The 16,644-nt window shown below is 73.6% G+C and carries 17 protein-coding genes; 7 read left to right on the forward strand and 10 right to left on the reverse strand.

Annotation, left to right across the window (positions count from 1 at the left end; translation table 11 throughout):
* Positions 1-145: 145 nt before the first annotated feature.
* Both ABZ914_RS28975 and ABZ914_RS28980 read right to left on the reverse strand, forming a co-directional pair.
* Positions 146-496, reverse strand: a complete 351-nt coding sequence (locus ABZ914_RS28975; protein ID WP_500197049.1) for a protealysin inhibitor emfourin — start codon at positions 494-496, stop codon at positions 146-148.
* Positions 493-1,524, reverse strand: a complete 1,032-nt coding sequence (locus ABZ914_RS28980) for a M4 family metallopeptidase (RefSeq protein ID WP_500197051.1) — start codon at positions 1,522-1,524, stop codon at positions 493-495. The genes ABZ914_RS28975 and ABZ914_RS28980 overlap by 4 nt, the downstream gene beginning before the upstream one ends.
* Before the next feature lie 185 nt (positions 1,525-1,709).
* Between ABZ914_RS28980 and recO the strand changes: the two genes are divergently transcribed.
* Entirely contained in the window at positions 1,710-2,501 is a 792-nt protein-coding gene (recO, locus tag ABZ914_RS28985) for a DNA repair protein RecO (protein WP_307800355.1), read from the forward strand.
* Positions 2,498-3,298, forward strand: coding sequence for an isoprenyl transferase (locus ABZ914_RS28990; protein ID WP_190856171.1), 801 nt, complete (start codon positions 2,498-2,500; stop codon positions 3,296-3,298). Before recO ends, ABZ914_RS28990 begins: the two co-directional genes overlap by 4 nt.
* 13 nt (positions 3,299-3,311) lie before the next feature.
* Here ABZ914_RS28990 and ABZ914_RS28995 read toward each other — a convergent pair whose 3' ends face one another.
* The 7 genes from ABZ914_RS28995 to ABZ914_RS29025 all read right to left on the reverse strand — a co-directional run bounded on the left by ABZ914_RS28995 (position 3,312) and on the right by ABZ914_RS29025 (position 9,012).
* Positions 3,312-3,737: an OsmC family protein gene (locus tag ABZ914_RS28995; protein ID WP_190856170.1), complete on the reverse strand. Its 426-nt coding sequence runs from the start codon at positions 3,735-3,737 to the stop codon at positions 3,312-3,314.
* Positions 3,738-3,825: 88 nt separating this feature from the next.
* Positions 3,826-5,439 carry a M4 family metallopeptidase gene (locus ABZ914_RS29000; protein ID WP_500197052.1) on the reverse strand — a complete coding sequence of 538 codons (1,614 nt, stop codon included), beginning with the start codon at positions 5,437-5,439 and terminating at the stop codon, positions 3,826-3,828.
* A 229-nt stretch (positions 5,440-5,668) separates the two neighbouring features.
* Positions 5,669-6,055: a Fur family transcriptional regulator gene (locus tag ABZ914_RS29005; protein WP_151539109.1), complete on the reverse strand. Its 387-nt coding sequence runs from the start codon at positions 6,053-6,055 to the stop codon at positions 5,669-5,671.
* Positions 6,052-6,948 carry a metal ABC transporter permease gene (locus ABZ914_RS29010; protein WP_387031167.1) on the reverse strand — a complete coding sequence of 299 codons (897 nt, stop codon included), beginning with the start codon at positions 6,946-6,948 and terminating at the stop codon, positions 6,052-6,054. Before ABZ914_RS29010 ends, ABZ914_RS29005 begins: the two co-directional genes overlap by 4 nt.
* Complete coding sequence (locus ABZ914_RS29015; RefSeq protein WP_500197053.1) at positions 6,945-7,709, reverse strand: metal ABC transporter ATP-binding protein; 765 nt, start codon at positions 7,707-7,709, stop codon at positions 6,945-6,947. Before ABZ914_RS29015 ends, ABZ914_RS29010 begins: the two co-directional genes overlap by 4 nt.
* A complete protein-coding gene (locus ABZ914_RS29020; protein ID WP_433139119.1) occupies positions 7,706-8,662 on the reverse strand; it encodes a metal ABC transporter substrate-binding protein in 957 nt (318 codons plus the stop codon). Before ABZ914_RS29020 ends, ABZ914_RS29015 begins: the two co-directional genes overlap by 4 nt.
* Positions 8,663-8,694: 32 nt before the next feature.
* A complete protein-coding gene (locus tag ABZ914_RS29025) occupies positions 8,695-9,012 on the reverse strand; it encodes a DUF6703 family protein (RefSeq protein ID WP_500197055.1) in 318 nt (105 codons plus the stop codon).
* A gap of 28 nt (positions 9,013-9,040) precedes the next feature.
* Between ABZ914_RS29025 and ABZ914_RS29030 the strand changes: the two genes are divergently transcribed.
* From ABZ914_RS29030 to ABZ914_RS29040, 3 genes are all read left to right on the forward strand, one after another.
* The gene (locus tag ABZ914_RS29030) at positions 9,041-9,325 is read left to right on the forward strand and encodes an antibiotic biosynthesis monooxygenase family protein (protein ID WP_190856165.1); all 285 of its coding nucleotides are present in this window, start codon (positions 9,041-9,043) and stop codon (positions 9,323-9,325) included.
* 230 nt (positions 9,326-9,555) lie between these two features.
* Positions 9,556-10,986, forward strand: a complete 1,431-nt coding sequence (locus tag ABZ914_RS29035) for a glycoside hydrolase domain-containing protein (RefSeq protein WP_500197056.1) — start codon at positions 9,556-9,558, stop codon at positions 10,984-10,986.
* 258 nt (positions 10,987-11,244) lie between these two features.
* A complete protein-coding gene (locus ABZ914_RS29040; RefSeq protein WP_190856163.1) occupies positions 11,245-12,633 on the forward strand; it encodes a glycine--tRNA ligase in 1,389 nt (462 codons plus the stop codon).
* Positions 12,634-12,798: 165 nt separating this feature from the next.
* Here the strand turns inward: ABZ914_RS29040 and ABZ914_RS29045 are convergent, their stop codons facing one another.
* The gene (locus ABZ914_RS29045) at positions 12,799-13,461 is read right to left on the reverse strand and encodes a hypothetical protein (protein ID WP_500197058.1); all 663 of its coding nucleotides are present in this window, start codon (positions 13,459-13,461) and stop codon (positions 12,799-12,801) included.
* 302 nt (positions 13,462-13,763) lie between these two features.
* On the opposite strand from ABZ914_RS29045, the gene ABZ914_RS29050 reads away from it, so the two are divergent.
* Complete coding sequence (locus tag ABZ914_RS29050) at positions 13,764-14,195, forward strand: hypothetical protein (RefSeq protein ID WP_500197059.1); 432 nt, start codon at positions 13,764-13,766, stop codon at positions 14,193-14,195.
* Positions 14,196-14,261: 66 nt separating this feature from the next.
* The gene (gene secD / locus ABZ914_RS29055) at positions 14,262-16,529 is read left to right on the forward strand and encodes a protein translocase subunit SecD (protein ID WP_500197061.1); all 2,268 of its coding nucleotides are present in this window, start codon (positions 14,262-14,264) and stop codon (positions 16,527-16,529) included.
* Positions 16,530-16,644: the final 115 nt, after the last annotated feature.

Below are 16,644 nucleotides of genomic sequence, written 5' to 3' on the forward strand. Positions count from 1 at the left end.
CCCCGCGGTCTGGACCCGCTCCCCCGCCCCGCGGGCGGGGGGGCGGGCGAACGCGGCAAGGGGGGGCCGGGGGCCGCGGTAACGGGGGTGCGGGCCGCCCCCGGGGTACCCGGCCGCCCGCGCGCTCCGCGCGGATCCGGCGGCGTCAGCCCGGCTGCTGGCGGCCCAGGACGTGGTGGACGAGCTCGCGGAGCGGTCCGCTGAGCTGGGCCTCGCCGACGGTGGCGTGCCGGTCGTCGATGTCGATGTCGTAGATGAACTGGTCGGGGATCCGGCCCGGCGGCGGCACCGACCCCAGATCGACCCGGCCGACCAGCCGGGCGAGCATCGGATCGGTCGCACTGTCGGCCTCGCCCCGCCGCCGGATCCCGGTGAACCCGCCACTGCGGACGACCGTCACCTTCACCGCACCGTCACCCTCACCGCACGTCACCGTCCCACGCCGTCCCGCGCCGTCCTCCGGCCGCGCCTCTTCCGGCGACCGGTTCACCCTCATCGTGTGACGCCTACCCCTTTCCAGGCGTCGCTTACCGCGGTGGTCTCCGCGGCGTTCGCGCCGTAGAGCCGGGTCGCCGTCTGCACCGTCGCGGCCGCGAACCCCGCGAAGTCGATCGCGCTCGCCAGCGACCCGCCGGTGAGGGTCTCGTACCAGACGCGCCCGGCCTTCTCCCACGCGTGCCCGCCGATCGCCGAGGCCGCGAGGTAGAACGCGCGGTTCGGGATGCCGGAGTTGGTGTGGACGCCGCCGTTGTCCTCGTAGGTGTGGACGTAGCCGCTCATGTCGGCGGGCTGCGGGTCCTTGCCGAGCTGCGGGTCGTCGTAGGCGGTGCCGGGCGCCTTCATCGAGCGCAGCGCCACGCCGTGCACGCCGGCCGCGAGCAGCCCCTGGCCGATGAGCCAGTCGGCCTGGTCGGCGGTCTGGCCGAGGTGCCACTGCTTGATCAGGGAGCCGAAGACGTCGGAGACCGACTCGTTGAGCGCGCCGGACTGCCCCGAGTAGTCGAGGTTGGCGGTGTACTGCGTGACGCCGTGGGTCAGCTCGTGGCCGGTGACGTCGAGGGCTCCGGTGAAGTCGGTGAAGATCGTCCCGTCGCCGTCGCCGTACACCATCTGCTCGCCGTTCCAGAAGGCGTTGTCGTACCGTTCGCCGTAGTGGACGGTCGAGATCATCTTGAGGCCGGCGCCGTCGATGGAGTTGCGGCCGTAGGCGGCCTCGTAGAACCCGAAGGTCGCGCCCAGCCAGTCGTAGGCCTGGTCGCAGGTCTTGTCGCCGGTGGCCGCGGCGCCCTCGGCGCGGACGGTCCGGCCGGGCAGCTTCTCCTTGTGCCCGGCGTCGGCGATCATCCGGTTCGGGGCCGCGGGACCGGCCGGGGCCGGCGCGGCGGCGGGGGTCGCCAGGCGGCGTTCGGTGGCGTGGGCGGAGGTGAGGGCCAGGGTGGCGCGGGCCCGCGCGCGCAGCGCCGGGTCGTCGGCGTTGCGCGCGATGCGCTCCAGCATGTGCGGCGGCACGATGTGGCATCTCATGCGTCCAACGCTGACAGCTCCTCGTGGGGCAGGCCACACCTTTCGCCGTCACCGCGCGGCCGAAACCGGTCACAAAGCGTGACCGGATCCCGGACGGACGGTGAATCCAGGGGCTTTGTGAAGATCCTGCGGAGATGCCGAGGCGGTGCAACGAGGCACCCGGGCGCGTGCGCGAGAATGAACGGGTGACCCTCTACCGCGACGAAGGCATCGTCCTGCGCACCCAGAAGCTGGGCGAGGCCGACCGCATCGTGACGGTGCTGACCCGGCGCAGCGGCCGGATCCGCGCCGCGGCGAAGGGGGTCCGCAAGACCAAGTCCCGTTTCGGCGCGCGGCTGGAGCCGTTCACGCACGTCGACCTCCAGCTGTACGAGCGCCGCTCGCTCGACCTGATCACCCAGGCCGAGACGCTGCGCCCGTACGGGGAGGCGCTGGTCACCGACTATCCCCGCTACACCGCGGGGACGGCGATGCTGGAGACCGCCGACAAGCTGGCCGGCGAGGAGGGCGAGCCCGCGCTGCGGCAGTTCCTGCTGCTGGTCGGCGGGCTGCGCACGCTCGCCGAGCGCGGCCACGACCCGCGGCTCGTCCTGGACGCCTTCCTGCTGCGCTCGCTGTCGGTCGCCGGGTGGGCCCCGGCGCTGGACGAGTGCTGCCGGTGCGGCACCCGCGGCGGGCTGCGCGGGTTCGCGATCGCGGCGGGCGGCGCGGTCTGCGCGAACTGCCGGCAGCCGGGCGCCGCGACGCCGGCGCCGCCGACGTTCGCGCTGATGCTGGCCCTGCTGCGCGGCGACTGGGAGTACGCCGACGCCAGCGAGCCGCGCCACCGGGTGGAGAGCAGCGGCCTCGTCGCCGCCTACCTGCAGTGGCATCTGGAACACGGGATCCGCTCGCTGCGGCACGTCGAGCGCGAGGGCGCCGGCGACCCGCCGGACGGCGCGGGCCGCAGCGACGACACCAACAGGGAGAGAGTGTGAGAAGGGCCGTTCTGCCCCCGGAACCGCATCGGGACGGCGCGACGCCGCCGCCGATCCCCGCGGATCTGGTGCCGAAGCACGTCGCCATCGTCATGGACGGCAACGGCCGCTGGGCCAAGGAGCGCGGGCTGCCGCGCACCGAGGGGCACAAGCGCGGCGAGGACTCGCTCTTCGACGTGATCATGGGCGCGATCGAGCTGGGCGTGCCGTACCTGTCGGCGTACGCGTTCTCCACCGAGAACTGGCGGCGCTCGCCGGACGAGGTCCGCTTCCTCATGGGCTTCAACCGGGACGTGATCCGCCGCCGCCGCGACCAGCTGCACTCCATGGGCGTGCGGGTCCGCTGGGCGGGCCGCCGCCCCCGGCTGTGGCGCAGCGTCATCAAGGAGCTGGAGACGGCCGAGGAGATGACGCGCGACAACGACGTGCTGACCCTGCAGTTCTGCGTGAACTACGGCGGCCGCGCCGAGATCGCCGACGCCGCGGCCGCGATCGCCCGGGACGTCCGGGACGGCCGGCTGAACCCCGACAAGATCACCGAGAAGGTGTTCGCCCGCTACCTCGACGAGCCGGGCATCCCGGACGTCGACCTGTTCCTGCGGTCGTCGGGGGAGCAGCGCACCTCCAACTTCCTGCTCTGGCAGTCGGCGTACGCGGAGATGGTGTTCCTCGACACGCTGTGGCCCGACTTCGACCGCCGGCACCTCTGGCACGCCTGCGAGGTGTACGCCAGCCGGGACCGCCGGTACGGCGGTGCGCTCCCCAACCCGGTGGAGCCCACCGCCGCGACCGGCTGACGCGGGGCCCGGTTCAGACGAGCGCCGCGTCGAGGGTGATCGTGGTGCCCTTGAGGGCCTGGCTGACCGGGCAGTTCTCCTTGGCGTCCTGCGCGGCCTTCTCGAAGGCGTCGGCGGACAGGCCCGGGACGCTCGCCCGGACGGTCAGGTGGATCCCGGTGATGCCCTCGCCGGGCTGGAAGGTGACCTCGGCCTTGGTGTCCACCTTCTCCGGCGGGTTCCCGGCGCCGGCGAGGCCGTGCGAGAGCGCCATCGAGTAGCAGGTCGAGTGGGCCGCGGCGATCAGCTCCTCCGGGCTCGTGCGGCCGTTGGGCTCCTCGCTGCGCGACGCCCATGTCACGTCGAACGTGCCGACCTTGGAGGAGTCCAGCGAGACCGTGCCCTGGCCGCTGAGGAGCGGCCCTTCCCAATGCGCGTTGGCGGTGCGTGTCGTAGCCATGATCCGATTGTCTCCCACGCCGATCGGGCGAGCGCCGAGGCCCCCGTACCGCCAGGCGGTACGGGGGCCTTCCTCACACGGAGGGGAGTCAGCTCACGTTCACCGCGGACCAGGCGGCCGCGACGGCGTTGTACTGGGCGCTGCCCGTGCCGTACAGGTCCTTGGCCGCGTTCAGGGTCGCCGTGCGGGCGGCCTTGTAGTCGGTCGAGGACGTCATGTAGGTGGTGAGGGCGCGGTACCAGATCTTCGTGGCGGCGTCGCGTCCGATGCCGTTGACGGTGGAGCCGTTGGACGTCGGGCTGTCGTAGGACACGCCGTTGATCGTCTTGGCGCCGCTGCCCTCCGACAGCAGGTAGTAGAAGTGGTTGGCGACGCCCGACGAGTAGTGGACGTCGAGGTTCTTGGTGGTGGACGACCAGGCGTCCGGCGACTTGCCGTCCTTGCTGGGCTTGTCCATGAAGCGGAGCGCCGCCTTGCCGAAGCCCGGCAGGACGACCTTCTCGCCGACGAGGTAGTCGCCGAGGTCGGCGGAGTTGTTCGCGTAGAACTCGACGGCGGCGGCCATGATGTCGGACGTCGCCTCGTTCAGCCCGCCGGACTCGCCGGAGTAGGTGAGGTTCGCGGTCGCGGACGTGACGCCGTGGGTCATCTCGTGGGCGGTGACGTCCAGGGCGGTGAGCGGGCCGAGCTGGGTGCCGTCGCCGTCGCCGTACGTCATGCAGAAGCAGGAGTCGTCCCAGAACGCGTTGGCGTAGCCGTTGTCGTAGTGGACGCGGTTGAACGAGCCCTTGCCGTCCCCGTTGATGCCGAGGCGGCCGAACACGTTCTTGTAGAAGTCCCAGGTCTCGTTGGTGCCGAACTGGGCGTCCACGGCGACGGTCGACCGGTCGGACGTCGTCCCGTTCCCCCAGTGGTTGTCGGCGTCGGTGAAGATCGTCGCCGGGGCCCGGTAGAGGCAGAACGACAGGAAGCAGAGGTCCGTCTGGTTCTGCGCGTCGCCGGTGTAGGTGCCGCCGCGGGTGGGGTCCTTCAGCTGGTAGGCGCTGCCGGACTTGGTGGTCTCCAGCGGGACGGTCCCGGTGTAGAGGGAGCGGCCGTCGCCGGCGTCGGTCCGGATCGTCTCCTCGCGCAGCAGGATCTTGCCGGTGGCCGCGTCGACGGTGGTGAGGAGGCGGCTGGGCGTCCCGTCGGCCTGCTTGCCGGCGGTCTGGATCCGCCAGGCGAGCCGCGGCTGGTGGTCGGCGGTGCGCGCCTCGACGACGAGCTGAGCGGCGCCCCGCGTCTTGTGGCCCTTGGTCAGGGCCTTCTGGGTGGCCGTCTTGGCGGGGAGTTCGGGGCTGGCGTCGGCCGGCGCCTTGGCGAGCGTCAGGCTGCTGCCGCGCCACGTCCCGTCGGCGGACTGGTGGACGACGAGGTCGCCGCCCAGGACCGGAAGCCCGTCGTAGGTCCGGGTCATCCGGGTGTGGGACGTGCCGTCGCGGTCCACCGCGACCCCGACGACCTTGAACGACTGGCCGCCGCCGTCGCGGGTCTGCGCGCCGTGCGCGGGCAGCGCCTTGAGCGCGTGCGCGGCGGCGGTCCGCGGGTCGGGGGGAGGCGGGGCCTGCCGCGCGGACGCCGGCAGTGCGGTGCCGGCCGTCGCGAGCAGGGCCGCCGACGCCAGGAGCGCGGTCCGCCGGCTGGTGATCGCCCGTCTTGTCATGAACGCCCTCTCGTGCGGAGCGCCATGGCCCCCCGAGAGGCCCGCCGTCGGGCCCGCCGTGGCAATGGGACATTTATGACATACGAGGATTTAGATGTACTTGTTACAAACAGCCAAAAGACCGATACGCAGCGTGTGAACTACGCGCCTTGCGCCGCGCCTGCGGAACCGGGCGCCGGACGTGCCGGACGAAAGCGCGCCCGGGAACGCGCCAGAGAGCGCGACCCGGTCAGCGGGACGCGGACCGGCAGTCCGCGCACGTCCCGAACACCTCGACGGTGTGCGTGATCTCGGCGAACCCGTGCTCGGCGGCGATCGCGTCCGCCCAGCGCTCCACGGCCGGGCCCTCGACCTCGACCGTCCGGCCGCACGCGCGGCAGACCAGATGGTGGTGGTGCTGCTCGGTCCGGCAGGCGCGGTACACCGCCTCGCCCTCGTCGGTGCGCAGCACGTCGACCTCGCCGGAGTCGCTGAGCGCCTGCAGCGCCCGGTACACCGTCGTCAGGCCGATCTTGGAGCCGTCCGCGCGGAGGTCGGCGTAGATGTCCTGGGCGCTGCGGAAGCCCTCGCAGCCGGCCAGCACCTGCCGCACCGCGTCGCGGCGGGCCGTCGTCATCCCCTGATCACCTCCGCCTCGGCGTCCATCCGCGGCCGCTCGCCCGGCCCGGCCGCGCCCGGAAGGACGTCCCCGGCCCGGCGGGCGCGCCTGCGGCGCACCACGGTCCCCCCGGCGGCCGCCGCCAGGAAGAGCGCCAGCGCCAGCAGCACGATCGAGGGGCCCGGGGGAAGATCGTACTCGAAGGAGCCCGCGAGACCCGACACCGCCGACAGTACACCGACCCCCATCGCCAGCAGCATCGTGCTCCGGAAGCCCCGCGTGACCTGCTGCGCCGCCGCCACCGGCACGATCATCAGCGCGCTCACCAGCAGCAGCCCGATCGCCCGCATCGCGATCACCACGGTCACCGCGGCGGTCACCGCGATCAGCACGCTGAGGAACCGGACGGGCAGCCCCGCCGCCCGCGCCACGTCCTCGTCCTGGCAGAGCAGGAACAGCTCCCGGCCGAACACCGCGACGATCCCGAGCACGACGACCGCGAGCGCCGCGACCACGTACAGGTCGGACGCCGACACGCTGCTGATCGACCCGAACAGGTACGACTGCAGGCTCGCCCCGCCGCCCTGCACGTTGGTGAGGATCACGCCGCCCGCGAGCCCGCCGTAGAACAGCAGCGCCAGCGCCACGTCCGCGCCGCTGCGGCTGCGGGCGCGCAGCACCTCGATCGCCACCGCGCCGAGCACCGCCACCACCAGCGCGCCCAGCACGGGCGACGACCCGGTGAGCAGCCCGAGCCCGATGCCGGTCAGCGCGATGTGCCCGACGCCGTCGCCGAGCAGCGACAGCCGCCGCTGCACGATGAACGTCCCCACCGCCGGGGCCGTCAGGCCGATCAGCACCGCCATCACCAGCGCGATGCGCATGAAGTCGAACTGCAGCATCTCCGTCACGCCGCGCTCCCCGCCGTGCTCCCTGTCCCGCCGCCCGCCATGGTCCGCGCGCTCTCACGCGCCACCCGGCCGTGCTCCAGCTCGACCGTGCGGGTGATGAGCGGCTCCATCGGGCCGAGCTCGTGCGCGACCAGCACCACCGTCCGGCCCGCCTCCGCCAGGCCGCGCAGCGTCGCCGCGAGCGCCGCCTGGCTCGCCGCGTCCACGCCCGCGGTCGGCTCGTCCATCACGAACGCGTCCGGCTCGCCGGCCAGCGCGCGGGCGATCAGCACCCGCTGCTGCTGCCCGCCGGACAGCAGGTGCGCCGAGTCGCGGGCCCGGTCGGCGAGGCCGACGGCCTCCAGCGCGCGGTCCACCGCGGCGCGGTCGGCGGCCCGGTCGGTGACCAGCGCGGGCAGCCAGCGCGACCGCCGCGCGACCCGCCCGGACGCCACGACCTCGCGGACCGTCGACGGGACGCCGCCGCCCATCGGCAGCCGCTGCGGGACGTACCCGACGCGCCGCCAGTCGCGGAACCGGGCGGGCGGCTCGCCGTAGATCTCGGTCCGCCCCGCGGCCAGCGGGACGAGCCCGAGCAGCGCCTTGACCAGCGTGGACTTGCCCGCCCCGTTCGGTCCGAGGATCGCCAGCACGTCGCCCGCGCCGACCCGCAGGTCGACGCCGGACAGCACCTCGCGGCCGTCCCGCCGGACGACGCCGCCGGTCATCGCGAAGGGCGGCGCCGCCCCGCCGCGGTCCGTCGCGGGCACTCGGTCGGTCATGAGCACTCCAGGGCGGGCCGCAGGGTCCGCAGGTTCCGGTCCATGATGGACGTGTAGTCGTCGGAGGAGCCCTTCTCGACGCCCTCCACCGGGTCGAGCACGGCCGTCCGGACGCCCGCCTCCCGGGCCAGCGAGTCGGCGACCTTCGAGCTGACGAGCCGCTCGGTGAAGATCGTCGTCGCGCCCGTCGAGCGGACCTCGCGGGTCAGCGCGGCCAGCCGCTTCGGCGACGGCTCCATCGACGGGTCGATGCCCGCGACCGACACCTGCCGCAGCCCGTACCGCTCGGCGAGGTAGCCGAACGCGGCGTGCGCGGTGACGATGTCGCGGCGGGCGCAGTCCTTCAGGCCGTCGCGGTACCGCCGGTCGAGGCCGGACAGCTCGGCCGCGACGCCCGCAGCGCGCTGCCGGTAGGCCGCCGCGTGCGCACCGTCGGCCCGGGCGAGCCGGTCGCCGAGGGCGGTCGCGATGGCGGCCATGCGGACGGGGTCGAGCCAGACGTGCGGGTCGTAGCCGACGTCGGCGTGCCCCCGGTCGCCGTCGTGCTCCTCGATCTCGCTCTCGTCGCCGGACGGCGGCGGGAGCGTCGCCACGAGGCTCGCGGCGTCCAGCGACCGGCCCTTGGCGTGCTCGCGGACCGCGTCGTCGACGGCGGGCTGGACGCCCTTCACGTAGACGGCGAGGTCGGCCTTCTCGACCTGGGCGACCTGCCGGGCCGTCAGCTCCAGGTCGTGCGGCTCGGCGCCGGGCCTGGTCAGCGTGCGGACGTACACGTCGTCGCCGCCGACGCGCTCGGCGAGCCAAGCGGCGGGGTAGAAGGACGCGACGACGGACGTCCTGCCGGGCGGGACGTCCGCGACCGCGCTGCCGCAGCCCGCCAGCGCCGCGCCGAGCCCGGCGGCGGCGAGGGCCGCGGCGGGGACGGTGCGGAAGCGGACGCGGGTACGGGGCATCCTCCGATTATGGACGAAGATGAAAACGGTTGTCAAAACCGCCCAATACCCCGCCCCAGGGCGAACCCGACCAGCACCAGCAGCGCCGCGATCCGCAGCGCCCGGCCCGGCGCCTCCAGCTCCGGCCAGTTCAGGAACGCGAACCAGGCCAGCGCCGCCGCGAGCACCAGCAGCCCCGCCGCCGCCACCCAGCCCGTCCCCGCCATGCCGATCACCAGCAGCGCGAACACCGCGACGAGCAGCACCGCGCGCGGCAGCCGGTGCAGGAACACCACCGGCGCCGCGCTCCACCGCTCGACCGCCGCCCGCACGCCGCCCGCCGGCCGGTCCCGTCCGCTCCGAGTCTCCACGGGGCCAACGTACTGCGAGGATGGGCGGATGATCGCGATAACCCGGTACCGCGTGCCCGCCGCGGACGCCGACGGCTTCGCCGACCGCATGACCGCGGTGCTCACCGCGCTGTCCCGGAGCACCGGATTCCGGTCCGGGCGGCTCGCCAGGACCGTCGACGAGCCCGGCCTGTGGGCGCTGGTCACCGAATGGGACGGCGCCGGCCACTACCGCCGCGCCCTCGGCTCCTACGAGGTGCGGCTGGAGTTCATGCCGCTGGCGGCGCTCGCCGTGGACGAACCCGGCGCGTACGAGATCGTCAGCTCCGCCTGACCGCGGTCCTCGCCCGGCCGGTCCGAGCGGTGGCCGGTCCGGTCGAGGGTCAAGCCGACCGGCGGCCCAGCTGATCGATGATCAACGAAGCGGGCAATACCGGGGCAAGAAGCGGCCGGACCCGGTTTCGGCCCCGCCCCGCAAGGTCATCTTCGCCTGGTCGTGATCATGCCGACGGCCCGCGGGGGAGACGGCCCCGCCGGGGCCCGGCCCGCCTCGGGGGAGAAGTGATGCGCCGTGTCGTCTCGCAGACCGCTGTCGTCCTGCTCAGCACGGCCACCGGGACGGCCGCCGTCGCGGGCGTCGGCGCCCTCCACGCGGCGGCCCCCGCGCGGTCCTCAGCCCACGAGGCCACCACGCTGATCCTCGGCCCGCCCCGCGACGCGCCCCGCGGCGCGGCCAGGGGAGGGTCCGCCGAGGCGAGGCCGCGCTCGGTCGGCTACCGCGGCGTGCGCGTGCCCGTCCCCGCGGGCTGGGCGGTCGTCCGGCTCGACGAGGACCCGTCCGCCTGCGTCCGCTACGACCGGCACGCCGTCTACCTGGGCCGTCCCGGCCCGCAGCCGGACTGCCCGGCGCGTGTCGTCGGCCGTACCGAGTCCGTGCACGTCCAGCCGCTGGACGACGTCGCGGCGTCCCGCACGGTCGTGCACGCGGACAAGCTCGGCTCGTTCACGGTCAAGCCGTCCGTCGGGCACGAGACGAGCCTGGCGCTGCCCGAGGCCGGGATGGGCATCACCGGCGTGTACGGGACCGACCCGGCGGCGCTCCAGCGGATCCTGCGCGGCACCCGGGTGACCGCGAAGCCCCACGGGCACGGGACGCCCCCTGCGCAACCCCAACCGCAGCCTCAACCGCATGCGCAGCAACAACCGCCTGCGCACGCGCAGCCCCAGCAGCCGCAGGAACCGCCGAAGCCCGCCGCGCCGCCCTCCGGGCCGGCCGCCCGGCGCAGCGCCCCGGCGGACCCGCCGGACCGGCTGGACTACGCGTCAGGCAAGGGCTTCGACACGTGCACCGCCCCGTCGCTCTCCACGATGAAGGCGTGGCGATCGTCGTTCGACGTCACCAACATCTACATCGGCGGCGCCGCGCGCGGCTGCGAGCAGCCGAACCTCACCGCCGCGTGGGTGAAGAAGGTCCGCAAGATGGGGTACCGGATCCTGCCCACGTACGTCGGCCTCCAGCCGCCGTGCGGGACGCGCCCGCAGAAGTTCACCACGAGGAACGCCGCGTCCCAGGGCAAGAAGACCGCCGTGGACGCCGTGGCGAAGGCCAAGGCCCTCGGCATCCCCGCCGACAAGCCCATCTACCTTGACCTCGAGGCTTACAAGAGCAAGAACGCCACCTGCAAGGCGGCCGTGCTGCGCTTCGTGAACGCCTGGATCGAGAAGGTCAGGCAGAAGCACTACAAGCCGTGCCTCTACGGCAGCGCGAGCTCGGGCGTCCGCGACGTCGGGGCCGCCGAGGGGATCGCCAAGCCCGTCGGCATCTGGTTCGCCAACTGGGACGGCAAGGCCCGCGTGTACGGCGACCGGTTCCTGCCGGACGACTGGTGGCCGCCGCACCGCCGCATCAAGCAGTACCGGGGCGCCCACAAGGAGCGGCACGGCGGCGTCACCCTCAACATCGACAGCAGCATCGCCGACGGCCGCGCCTACTGACCTCCGGCGCGCGCGACCGGCTCCGGCCTCCCGATCCCCGCGGCCGGACCGTCCGACACGCTCCGCGGCGGTGCCGTCCGGGGACCCTTTCCGGTGCCCTAAGCTGGGGAATGCTCTGAGGCGCCGGGGAGACCGCGCCTCACCGCTCTCACAGCGCACCATCACCGGGGATCACCATCGCCGCCGTCCCGCCGTCCGCGCCGGGGCCGGGGCGTTCGCACTGACCCGCCGACCGCCAGCCGGATGGAGAGAACACTCATGGCACGCCGTTCCGATGTGCTGGACACGATCGTCAACCTCGCCAAGCGGCGGGGCCTGGTCTACCCGTCGAGCGAGATCTACGGCGGGCTCCGCGCCTCCTGGGACTACGGGCCGCTCGGGGTCGAGCTGAAGAACAACGTCAAGCGCCAGTGGTGGAAGTCCATGGTGCAGGGCCGCGACGACGTCGTCGGCCTGGACTCGTGCGTCATCCTGGCGCGCGAGGTCTGGGAGGCCAGCGGCCACGTCCAGGCGTTCGTCGACCCGCTCACCGAGTGCCAGTCCTGCCACAAGCGCTTCCGGGCCGACCACCTGGAGGAGGCCTACGAGGAGAAGCACGGCAGGCCGCCCGCGAACGGGCTCGCCGACATCACCTGCCCCAACTGCGGGGTGAAGGGCTCGTTCACCGAGCCGAAGATGTTCAACGGCCTGCTCAAGACCTACCTCGGCCCCGTCGAGGACGAGTCGGGCCTGGCCTACCTGCGCCCCGAGACCGCGCAGGGCATCTTCATCAACTACCTGAACGTCCAGCAGTCCGCGCGCCGCAAGGTGCCGTTCGGCATCGGGCAGATCGGCAAGTCGTTCCGCAACGAGATCACGCCGGGCAACTTCATCTTCCGGACCCGCGAGTTCGAGCAGATGGAGATGGAGTTCTTCGTCAAGCCCGGCAGCGACGAGGAATGGCACCAGTACTGGATCGACGAGCGCCTGCAGTGGTACGTCGACCTCGGCATCCGCAAGGAGAACCTGCGGCTGTACGAGCACCCGGCGGAGAAGCTGTCGCACTACTCCAAGCGCACCGTCGACGTGGAGTACAAGTTCGACTTCGTCGGCAGCGAGTGGGGCGAGCTGGAGGGCATCGCCAACCGCACCGACTACGACCTGTCGACGCACTCCAAGGCGTCCGGCGCGGACCTGTCGTTCTTCGACCAGGAGTCCGGCGAGCGCTTCACCCCGTACGTGATCGAGCCCGCGGCCGGCGTCGACCGCTGCACGCTCACGTTCATGATGGACGCCTACGCCGAGGACGAGGCGCCCAACGCCAAGGGCAAGCTGGAGAAGCGGACCGTGATGCGGCTCGACCGGCGCCTCGCCCCGGTCAAGGTCGCTGTGCTGCCGCTGTCGCGCAACGCCGACCTGTCGCCGAAGGCTCGCGACCTGGCGGCGCAGCTGCGCCGCAACTGGAACGTCGACTTCGACGACGCGGGCGCGATCGGCCGCCGCTACCGCCGGCAGGACGAGATCGGCACGCCGTTCTGCGTCACCGTCGACTTCGACACCCTCGAGGACGACGCGGTGACCGTCCGGGAGCGCGACTCGATGAGCCAGGAGCGGATCGCGATCGGCCAGGTCGAGTCGTTCCTGGCCGCGCAGCTCGTCGGCTGCTGATCCGGCTCTACACGGGCTCGGGCACGGGCTCGGACGCGGGTCCACACCGACCGGGCTCGCCGTGGACGCGGTCGCGGGCCGCCCCCTTCGCCGGGGGCGGCCCGCTTCCTTTCGGGAGCGATCATTCACGGGAGCACGTCGTGAGGGAGCGCACCCCTCGGGAGATCAGCTGGTGACGTACAGGGTCTGGTTGTAGGTGCCGGACCCGGCGGTGGTCTCGCCCTGCAGCTGGTAGGTCGCGGTGACGGTGGCGGTGGACGGGCAGAGGAAGTTGCTGCCGGACTGCTTGTTCACCGTGGCGCCGTTCACGCCGACCTGCGCCTGGCCGTTGCTGGTGACCGGGCGGTTCGGGTTGTCGGGGTTGTAGCCGTTGGCGGTGAGGTTGCCGCCGAAGATGCAGGTGATGCCGCCGAACAGGTCGACCACGGCCTTGACGCTGAAGTTGGCGATCGTGACCGCCGCGTCGCGGTTCGCGGTGTGGCCGGAGTCGTAGACGACGCTGCCGCCGGTCCACGGCAGCTTCTGCGCGGTGATGCTGACGGAGGCGGTGCCGGTGCAGCTGCTGAAGTTCGCGCTGCCGATACTCAGGCCCGTGCCGTCGGAGTTGATCGATCCCGTCATCGTCGACTGGCTGCAGGAGCCGCTGCCGATCGACGTGGAGACGGTCGCGTTGCCGAGCAGCGAGGCCTGCACGTTGCCGGAGTAGGGGGCGGCGGTGGCCGATCCCTTCCGGATGGTGGTGCCAGCGGCCGAGGCGGGGGCGATTCCCGCGGCGAGGACGGCCAGCGCGGCGGTCCCGACGATCGCGGTCTGTCTGATTCGTGCCACCGGAGACTCCTCTGTCCGGTTCGGGGTGGGTAACGCGAAAGTAATTCGCCTTTCCTGGCCCGGCAATGGGCGCGCGGCGAAGCCGTCGTGGCCGGATTGGGACACCAGCCAGTGTCTGCTGGTAAGACCGGGCGGGCGCGGGCCGGGTAGGAGGCTGTGGCGCGGGGCCCGGTTGACGGAGTCCCGACTCCGTGCTTTCTCGCTTTGTTGCGGTCCAATGCGCCCGGTCGCGAAGTGGCCTAGATTGGGCGGACCATGGCCGCCCCGGCGGCCCCGCGACGGCCGAGGGACGGAGGAGGGCCATGCGCGAACCGCGCCGCTCGCCCGCCGCCGTCCGCTGGCTGCTCGCCCTCACGCTCGGACTGCTCGGCCTCGCCGGCGCACCGGCGGCGGGCGCCCTGAGCACCGGTGCCCTCAGCACGGGCGCGCTCGCCGGGGCGCCCGCAGCCGCCGTCGCCACCGCCGGTACCGCCACAGCGACCGGTCGCGCCGCCACCGACCAGCGCGCGACCGAACGGGCGTCCTCGCCCCGCCCGGCGCACGCCGTCCCCGAGCCGGCGCGGCACCACACCGGGCCGTCCGCACCGGTCACCCCGGGCGCGTTCGCGCCCGCCGGGCCCGACGTCCGCCCGGCGCTCGTCCGGACAGTCCGGCCCGCCGCCGGCTTCACCGAGCCCGTCGTCGCCGCGACGGGCGCGCCGCGGGGACGCGCCCCTCCCACCGCACGGATCTGACGCTCCGTCCAGCGGCGCCGCGCCCTGCGAAGCGGCGGCGCCATCGCTCCGTGTGGAGGTTTCTCCTTGACTCGCGCCAACGCGGTGCGGGCGGTCCTGGCGTTCGCCGTGCTCGCCGCATCGCTGTACCTCGCCCTGTCCGAACCCGCCCGGCTGGGCCTCGACCTGCGCGGCGGGACCCAGATCGTCCTCGAGACCCGGGACTCGCCGTCGGTGAAGGCCGGCCGCGAGGCCACCGACCGCGCCCGCCAGGTCCTGCACCGCCGCGTCGACGCGCTCGGCGTCGCCGAGGCGTCCATCACCCGGTCCGGCGACCGCCGGCTGATCGTCGAACTTCCCGACGTCCAGGACCCGTCGCACGCGGCGGCGCTGCTCGGCCGGACCGCGCAGCTCACCGCCCACCCCGTCCGCGCCGCGGGCGGCGCGGCCGGCGCGGGCGAGAAGGAGGTCCCGGACGAGAGCGGCCGCCCCGTCCTCATCGGGCCCGCCCTGCTCACCGGCGACGGCATCGGCTCGGCCCGCGCATCGTTCGACCCCGAGGGCCTCGGCGGCTGGGACGTCGGCATCAAGTTCCGCGGAGGCGGCGGCGCGGCCTGGGAGAAGGCGACCGCCCGGGCCGCCTGCGCCACCGGCGACGAGCGCCGCGTCGCGTTCGTCCTGGACGGCAAGGTCATCTCGTCCCCGCAGGTCGCCGCCGACGTCGCCTGCGGCACCGGGATCACCGGCGGGTCCACCCGGATCACCGGGAACTTCGGCGCCGAGGAGGCCAAGGACCTCGCCGCGCTCGTGCAGGGCGGCGCGCTGCCCGTCCCGGTGAAGGTCGTCGAGCAGCGGGTCGTCGGCCCCACCCTCGGCGAGGAGGCGATCAGGGCCAGCGCCTGGGCCGCCGTCATCGGCGTCGCGCTGACCGGCCTGTTCATCGCCGCCGTCTACCGGCTCGTCGGCCTCCTCGCCACCGTCGCGCTGGCCGGCTACGCCCTGATCTCCTACGCCGCGCTCGTAGCCGCCGGCGCGACCCTCACCCTGCCCGGCCTCGCCGGGTTCGTCCTGGCGATCGGCATGGCGATCGACGCGAACGTGCTGGCGTTCGAACGCGCCCGCGAGGAACGCGCCGCCGCGCCCGGCCGGTCCCCGCGCAACGCCCTCGCCATCGGGTTCACCAAGGCGTGGTCGGCGATCGCCGACTCCGCCGCCACCACGCTGCTCGCCGGCGGCCTGCTGTTCTTCCTCGCGTCCGGGCCGGTCAAGGGGTTCGGCGTCACCCTGTGCATCGGCGTGCTGGCCTCGCTGGTGTCGGCGATGCTGCTCAGCCGCGTCCTCACCGACGCGGCCCTGGCCCGCCTGCCCCGCCTCGCCCGCTCCAAGGCGGGCGGCCTCGGCGCCGGCGGCCGGATCCGGCGCTGGCTGGAGGACCGCCGGCCCGACCTCATGCGGCGCCGCACGCTCTGGCTCGCGATCTCGGGGGTGGTCGTCGCCCTCGCCGTCGCCGGGATCGCCGTCCGCGGCCTGAACTACGGCGTCGAGTTCACCGGCGGGCGCGCCGTCGAGTACACGACGAACCGTCCCGTCGACATCGGCGACGCCCGCTCCGCCGTGGCCCGCGCCGGGTTCCCGCAGGCCACCGTCCAGACGTCCGGCAAGGACGGCATCGCCGTCCGCACCGCCGGCCTCACCGACGCGCAGGAGAAGCGCGTCCGGGACGCGCTCGCGCAGCAGGGCGGCGGCGCGACCAAGCAGCGGGACGAGCTGATCGGGCCCAGCCTCGGCGGCGAGATGCGCACCAAGGCCCTGATCGCGCTCGGGGTGGCCCTGCTGGTGCAGCTCGGCTACCTGACGTTCCGGTTCCGCTGGACGTTCGCGGCGGGGTCGGTGCTGGCGATGCTGCACGACGTCGTGATCGTCACGGGCCTGTTCGCCTGGCTCGGCAAGCCCGTCGACGGCGTCTTCCTCGCCGCGCTGCTCACCATCATCGGCTACTCGGTGAACGACTCCGTGGTGGTGTTCGACCGCGTCCGGGAACTGTGGACGGCCGAACCCCGCGCCCCCTTCGCCGAGGTCGCGAACCGGGGGGCGCTGCAGACCGTGCCCCGCACCGTCAACACCGGTATGGGGGCCCTGTTCATCCTGGCCGCTCTCGCCGTGCTCGGCGGCGACACGCTGACCGACTTCGCGATCGCGCTCCTCGCGGGCATCGTCGTCGGCACGTACTCCAGCGTCTTCACCGCCACGCCGCTCGCGATCGTCCTCGAACGCCTCGCGGGCCCGGCGCCGCGTCCGCGCACCACGGCGCCCCGGACCCGCCGGTCCCCGGGCGACTCCGGCGCCGTCGTCTGACCCGGCCCGGGGGGGGGGGGGGGGCGCGCCCGCCCCGGGCCGCCCCCCCCCCCACCCCCCCCCCCCCCCAAAAAGAAAAACACACACCACACCCCAGCGCCGCCAAAAAAAAAAA

It is taken from the genome of Spirillospora sp. NPDC046719 (assembly GCF_040645715.1).
In the GTDB taxonomy this organism is placed as follows: Bacteria; Actinomycetota; Actinomycetes; order Streptosporangiales; family Streptosporangiaceae; genus Spirillospora.

Excerpts from the sequence above, each read along its gene's own strand:
- ABZ914_RS29020 (WP_433139119.1), bottom strand. The coding sequence starts at position 8,662 with ATGCCCCGTACCCGCGTCCGCTTCCGCACCGTCCCCGCCGCGGCCCTC.
- ABZ914_RS28980 (WP_500197051.1), bottom strand. The coding sequence starts at position 1,524 with ATGAGATGCCACATCGTGCCGCCGCACATGCTGGAGCGCATCGCGCGC.
- ABZ914_RS28975 (WP_500197049.1), bottom strand. The coding sequence starts at position 496 with ATGAGGGTGAACCGGTCGCCGGAAGAGGCGCGGCCGGAGGACGGCGCG.
- ABZ914_RS29015 (WP_500197053.1), bottom strand. The coding sequence starts at position 7,709 with ATGACCGACCGAGTGCCCGCGACGGACCGCGGCGGGGCGGCGCCGCCC.
- ABZ914_RS29030 (WP_190856165.1), top strand. The coding sequence starts at position 9,041 with ATGATCGCGATAACCCGGTACCGCGTGCCCGCCGCGGACGCCGACGGC.
- ABZ914_RS29040 (WP_190856163.1), top strand. The coding sequence starts at position 11,245 with ATGGCACGCCGTTCCGATGTGCTGGACACGATCGTCAACCTCGCCAAG.
- ABZ914_RS29035 (WP_500197056.1), top strand. The coding sequence starts at position 9,556 with ATGCGCCGTGTCGTCTCGCAGACCGCTGTCGTCCTGCTCAGCACGGCC.
- ABZ914_RS28995 (WP_190856170.1), bottom strand. The coding sequence starts at position 3,737 with ATGGCTACGACACGCACCGCCAACGCGCATTGGGAAGGGCCGCTCCTC.
- ABZ914_RS29005 (WP_151539109.1), bottom strand. The coding sequence starts at position 6,055 with ATGACGACGGCCCGCCGCGACGCGGTGCGGCAGGTGCTGGCCGGCTGC.
- ABZ914_RS29000 (WP_500197052.1), bottom strand. The coding sequence starts at position 5,439 with ATGACAAGACGGGCGATCACCAGCCGGCGGACCGCGCTCCTGGCGTCG.
- ABZ914_RS29050 (WP_500197059.1), top strand. The coding sequence starts at position 13,764 with ATGCGCGAACCGCGCCGCTCGCCCGCCGCCGTCCGCTGGCTGCTCGCC.